Below are 5,520 nucleotides of genomic sequence, written 5' to 3'. Positions count from 1 at the left end.
TAAGGGACACAGCCTAGTAAAATCACACAACTCCACAATATAAATTTTATTTTTACTAAAAGTGAAATAACAAGGAGTTTTAGCTTAAGCCTACAAATCGATTTCCAGAGTGGGGCAAAAGAAGTGCCGGACAGTGTGCTTCAGGCAAGCGCCAGTGGATTGCCGAGCAGGCTTGGACTGAGATCCCTGACGGCAAGTGGCTGGTGTCGATGGAAAGCTAGGTGACGGTGCGCCACCTGACGCGTATTCCACTTGGTCGCGTACGCGTCAGCTGCGCCCAGCAGCAGTTTTAGTGCGCGCTGGGCGACATCAAACGCTGGCACGCCTAGTTATCGTCTGCCAGCTGCTGTAGAATATCACCGGTAAGCCGCTTTCCTGTTTGCCCCATAAACACCCGGTCGAGGCAGGCCTCGACCCTACCGGTTCAGAGCAGCAAAACAAAAAAATCCGCCGGAGCGGTTTTTTTTATTGAATGAGTTCGAAGCTGACCGGTAAGCCGGGTTCTGTCGTGGACAGCCATTCATCTAGGCCAGCAATCGCTCACTGGCTCAAGCAGCCTACCCGGGTTCAATACGGGCCGTACTTGGTGAACCCCTATTTGGCCTTGCTCCGGGTGGAGTTTACCGTGCCACGAACTGTTGCCAGCCGCGCGGTGCGCTCTTACCGCACCATTTCACCCTTACCTGATCCCACTTGCGTGGGCCATCGGCGGTTTGCTCTCTGTTGCACTGGTCGTGGGCTTGCGCCCCCCAGGCGTTACCTGGCACCCTGCCCTATGGAGCCCGGACTTTCCTCCCCTCTGTCTGTCTCACCCGAAGGAGGACGGCAACAAAGCAGCGACTGTCTGGTCAGCTTCGGCGCGAAGTTTATAGGGTTTTCACCAAGTTGTCACTCACTCTGCTGCTCCAGCGTACTTATACAGCGTATTTTTCTTCACGCCGTGGATCTCGGCGGTCAGTGCGGCAGCTTTCTTCAGCGGCAGCTCGCTCTGCAACAGCGCCAAAGTACGCAGCGCTTCCGGCGGCAGCGCCTCTTCTTCCGCCTGATGATAGCCTCCAACAATCAGCACCATCTCACCTTTACGGCGGTTCTCTTCTTCCTGCACCCAGGCCAGCAGCTCCCCCACAGGCGCACCGTGGATCGACTCCCATGTTTTGGTGATTTCACGCGCCAGCACCACATAGCGCACGGGACCCAGCACCGTCACCATATCCTTCAAGCTGTCGAGCAGGCGGTGGGTGGATTCGTAGAAGATAATGGTGCGCGGCTCCTGCTCCAGCGCGCGCAGCGTGTCGCAGCGGCCTTTGCTTTTCGACGGCAGAAACCCTTCGTAACAGAAACGATCCGACGGCAGGCCGGCTGCGCTCAGCGCGGCAATCGCGGCACAGGCACCCGGCAGTGGCACCACGCGGATCCCCGCTTCACGGCACAGGTGCACCAAGTGGTAGCCGGGATCGTTGATCAGCGGCGTACCAGCATCAGAAACCAGTGCCACGCTCTGCCCTACGCGCAGCTTCGCCAGCAGCACTTCCGCTTTCTGCTGTTCATTATGGTTATGCAGTGCGAACAGGCGTGCATTGATGGCGAAATGTTGTAGCAACCGTCCGGTATGACGTGTATCTTCCGCTGCGATCAGATCGACGCTCGCAAGCACCGTCAGTGCCCGCTGGGTGATATCGCCCAAATTACCGATGGGTGTGGGAACGATATAGAGCGTGCTGGCAGAAATATCTGCCTGATCGTGTTGTTTCATTGTTTCATCCGAATTGCCGATTTAATATTGAGCATCTTGAAAAAAACATCACTGGATACAGTATGCTTCCTTTGAAAGTTTTTCAGCGCAAAGCGCTACGCACGGTACCGCTTCTGCTGGCCGCCCTGATTTTTGCCGGATGTACCGACCAGGCCCCACAAACGCCCGAGGCGAATGTGCAGGGAGCCGCAACCGGCACCTCTGACTGTTACCTGCAACAGATGCAGCAAAGCGCAGATGATAACAAGGTTGGCTGGCAATTACTTGCAATCAGAGCGCTGTTGAACGAAGGCAAGGTGCCGCAGGCGAGCGATCAGTTCTCCCAGTTGCTGCGAAATCTCGACGCCACCCAGCAGCAGGAGCGCCAGCTGCTGCAGGCTCAGTTCAGCGTGATGCAGCAAAATCTGCCCGCCGCCGCTGACCAGCTGAAGCAGGTTGATATCGCGAGTCTGTCGAAAGATCAGCAGGCCCGCTACTACCAGCTGCTGATCGCCGCCAGCCAAGGTCGTCCGTTGCTGGAAGTGCTGCGCGCCTATATTGCTATTGCCCAGGAGCCGCTGCTGACCAACCCAGCAGACAAGCAGAAGAAAATTGATGCCACCTGGCAAGCGCTAACCCAGATGACGCCTGAGCAGATCAACAGCCTGAACATCAACACGGATGAAAACGTGCTGCAGGGCTGGTTGGATCTTTACGGCGTTTACAAAGCCAATAACAGCGACCCGGATATGCTGAAAGCCGGGATCCGCGACTGGCAGACGCGCTATCCGAATAATCCGGCGGCAAAAATGCTGCCCACCGCGCTAAGCCAGGTGCAGAGCTTCCAGACCGTTTCCACCGGAAAAATCGCGTTGCTGCTGCCGCTGAGCGGCCAAGCGAAGGTGTTTGCTAACGCAATTCAGAAAGGCTTTAACGACGCGAAAAACGGCGTGCTGGTACAGGGATTTGCACCTGCGTCACCGGTTGAAGCCCCGCAGGCTGCTGCCGCTGCGCAGCTACAGGACGTGCAGCCGCAGTCCGCGCCGGCCAACAGCGTAGAAACCGCGCCGCCGTCCAGCGGCATGCAGGTGCAGGTCTATGATACCAGCAGCCAGCCGATTGAGCAGGTGCTGGTGCTGGCGCAAAAAGATGGCGCTACGCTTGTTGTCGGCCCGCTGCTGAAAAGCAACGTCGAAAGCTGGCAGCTAGCCAGACGACCCTCAACGTTCTGGCGCTTAACGAACCGGAAACCATCCAGAACCATCCGAATATTTGCTACTTTGCGCTTCTTCCTGAAGACGAAGCCCGTGATGCCGCGCATCATATGTGGGACCATAGCGAACGTACACCGCTGCTGCTGGTTCCGCGCAGCTCGCTCGGCAACCGCGTAAATAAAGCCTTTGCCGCTGAGTGGCAGAAGCTGGGCGGCAGCACCGTGCAGCAGCAGTTTGGTTCGACCGCAGAGCTGAAGCAGAGGATCAACAGCGGTGCCGGTATCCGTCTGAGCGGTACGCCGGTTAACGTGCAGCCTGAACAGCCCGCGGGTGTCACCATTGGCGGCCTGACGATCCCGACCCCGGTTGCTGAACCAATGACCACCACCAGCGGCAGTAGCGTTGATTCGGTGTATATCGTCGCCACGCAGGATGAACTGGCACTGATTAAGCCGATGCTCTCCATGCGCGTCAGCAGCCGTAATAATGTGGGCCTGTATGCTGGCTCGCGCAGCTATCAGGCCGGCGGCAGCCCGGACTACCGTTTGGAAGTGGATGGCCTGCAATTTAGCGATGCACCGCTGCTTTCCGGTGCCAACCCGGCGCTGATGCAGCAGGCGGCGAAGATGTTTAACAACCACTACTCGCTGGTGCTCCTCTACGCGATGGGCATTGATGCTTGGACACTGGCAAACCACTTTAACGAGATGCGCCCGCTGCCGGGCTTCCAGGTTAAGGGCGACACCGGCAGTCTGAGCGCGGACCAGGACTGCGTGATTAACAGGAAGTTAGTATGGAACCAGTATCGTCAGGGACAGATCGTTCCGACCAACTAAGCTGGCAGCAGCAAGGGACAAGCTGTGAACGTCAGGCTTGCCGCCTGCTGGAAACTTCAGGCCTGCGTTTTGTCGCCGCTAACGTGCGCTACCGCTCAGGCGAAATTAACCTGATCATGCGCGACGGCAAAACGTGGGTATTTGTCGAGGTGCGCTACCGCAGCAGTGACCGCTTTGGCGGCGCGGCGGCCAGCGTCACTTGCAGTAAACAGCTGAAGCTGCTGCGTGCAGTAGCGCTGTGGCTTAATGGTCACGGGCAAAGTTTTGACACCACCGACTGTCGTTTTGATGTGGTAGCGATCACCGGCGAGCAGGTGGAATGGTTACCCAATGCGTTTACAGCAGAATAACTAGACTAGGTGAATGACGTGCTGGAAAGAATCAAAGTCTGTTTTACGGAAAGTATTCAAACACAAATCGCGGCGGCAGAAGCGCTGCCGGATGCCATTTCACGTGCAGCAATGACCATGGTACAGTCGCTGCTTAATGGCAACAAAATACTGAGCTGTGGCAATGGAACCTCCAGCGCCAATGCCCAGCATTTTACTGCCAGTATGATTAACCGTTTTGAGACCGAGCGCCCAAGCCTGCCCGCCATTGCGCTGAGCGCGGATAACGTGCTACTAACGGCAATTGGTAATGACCGCCTGCACGAAGAAATTTACGCCAAGCAGGTGCGCGCTTTAGGCCATGCCAGCGATATTCTGCTGGCAATTTCAACGCGCGGTAATAGCCGTGATATTGTCAAAGCCGTAGAGGCAGCGGTCACCCGCGATATGACAATTATCGCCCTGACCGGCTACGAAGGCGGCGAGCTCGCCGGTCTGCTGGGTCCGCAGGATGTGGAGATCCGCATTCCTTCCCACCGCAGTTCGAGAATTCAGGAAATGCATATGCTCACCGTGAATTGTCTGTGCGATTTAATAGATAACACTTTGTTTCCCCACCAGGATGTTTAAGGAGCTTAAATGAAGGCATTATCTGCATGTGCAGTTATCCTTACCGCGTTGATGCTACAGGGCTGTGTCGCGGCGGTTGTTGGCAGTGCGGCCGTGGCAACTAAATCAGCCACTGACCCGCGCTCCGTTGGTACGCAGCTTGATGACGGCACATTAGAACTGCGCGTCACTAACGCGCTGTCGAAAGATGAGCAGATCAAACAGAGCGCTCATATTGTTGCCACCGCATATCAGGGTAATGTGCTGCTGACCGGGCAATCACCGAGTGCCGATCTGGCGCTGCGTGCGAAACAGATCGCCGTGGGCGTGGATGGCGCAACCGAGGTGTATAATGAGATCCGTACCGGCGACAAAGTCAGCTTCGGCACGGCGTCTTCAGATACCTGGATCACCACCAAAGTGCGCTCACAGCTGCTGGGTAGCGATCAGGTGAAATCGTCGAATGTGAAACTGACCACTGAGAATGGCGAAGTGTTCCTGCTGGGTCTGGTGACGGATTCAGAAGCGAAAGCAGCAGCGGATATCGCCAGCCGGGTAAGCGGCGTGAAGCACGTCACCACCGCGTTTACCATTTTGAAATAAGATTTACGGGCTGACCAGAAAAAAGGGCGGCCCCTACAACAGATCTGCGTTGGTGCTGAATAACTACCTATAACCGGCTTAAACTATCCATCGCCACCGCCTTGAAGCTGGCGAATACCTCATTGGGAGAGCGATAGCCCAGAAATTTTCGCCCTCTGGTGTTGAGCGTGTGTTTGAGTTCGGCAATCTTACGATGA

Annotated in this window: 5 protein-coding genes, 1 other RNA gene and 1 pseudogene; 4 read left to right on the top strand and 3 right to left on the bottom strand. The window is 56.3% G+C overall.

What is annotated here, in order from left to right; genetic code table 11:
• Positions 1 to 140: 140 nt before the first annotated feature.
• The 3 genes from BBW68_RS00380 to rsmI form a co-directional block, all read right to left on the bottom strand.
• Entirely contained in the window at positions 141 to 323 is a 183-nt protein-coding gene (locus tag BBW68_RS00380) for a hypothetical protein (protein ID WP_070133536.1), read from the bottom strand.
• A 153-nt stretch (positions 324 to 476) separates the two neighbouring features.
• An RNA gene (rnpB, locus tag BBW68_RS00375) (RNase P RNA component class A) lies at positions 477 to 856 on the bottom strand.
• Positions 857 to 892: 36 nt separating this feature from the next.
• Positions 893 to 1,753, bottom strand: coding sequence for a 16S rRNA (cytidine(1402)-2'-O)-methyltransferase (gene rsmI / locus BBW68_RS00370; protein ID WP_070133535.1), 861 nt, complete (start codon positions 1,751 to 1,753; stop codon positions 893 to 895).
• A gap of 62 nt (positions 1,754 to 1,815) precedes the next feature.
• Between rsmI and BBW68_RS00365 the strand changes: the two are divergent.
• The 4 genes and pseudogenes from BBW68_RS00365 to dolP all read left to right on the top strand — a co-directional run bounded on the left by BBW68_RS00365 (position 1,816) and on the right by dolP (position 5,323).
• A pseudogene (locus BBW68_RS00365) lies at positions 1,816 to 3,782 on the top strand (penicillin-binding protein activator).
• A complete protein-coding gene (locus tag BBW68_RS00360) occupies positions 3,740 to 4,132 on the top strand; it encodes a YraN family protein (protein WP_070133534.1) in 393 nt (130 codons plus the stop codon). The pseudogene BBW68_RS00365 and the gene BBW68_RS00360 overlap by 43 nt, the downstream one beginning before the upstream one ends.
• A gap of 18 nt (positions 4,133 to 4,150) precedes the next feature.
• Positions 4,151 to 4,741 (top strand): DnaA initiator-associating protein DiaA, encoded by a 591-nt coding sequence (diaA, locus tag BBW68_RS00355; RefSeq protein WP_070133537.1) that lies wholly within the window; start codon positions 4,151 to 4,153, stop codon positions 4,739 to 4,741.
• A 9-nt stretch (positions 4,742 to 4,750) separates the two neighbouring features.
• Entirely contained in the window at positions 4,751 to 5,323 is a 573-nt protein-coding gene (gene dolP / locus BBW68_RS00350; RefSeq protein ID WP_070133533.1) for a division/outer membrane stress-associated lipid-binding lipoprotein, read from the top strand.
• Positions 5,324 to 5,520: the final 197 nt, after the last annotated feature.

It is taken from the genome of Candidatus Erwinia dacicola, assembly GCF_001756855.1.
Taxonomy (GTDB): Bacteria; Pseudomonadota; Gammaproteobacteria; order Enterobacterales; family Enterobacteriaceae; genus Erwinia; species Erwinia dacicola.
Note: the sequence above shows the minus strand (reverse complement) of the source record. Positions and strands in the feature narration are given on the sequence as shown.

Bases quoted from the DNA above. Each gene is read 5' to 3' on its own strand.
- BBW68_RS00360 (WP_070133534.1), top strand. From the start codon at position 3,740: ATGGAACCAGTATCGTCAGGGACAGATCGTTCCGACCAACTAAGCTGG.
- rsmI (WP_070133535.1), bottom strand. From the start codon at position 1,753: ATGAAACAACACGATCAGGCAGATATTTCTGCCAGCACGCTCTATATC.
- dolP (WP_070133533.1), top strand. From the start codon at position 4,751: ATGAAGGCATTATCTGCATGTGCAGTTATCCTTACCGCGTTGATGCTA.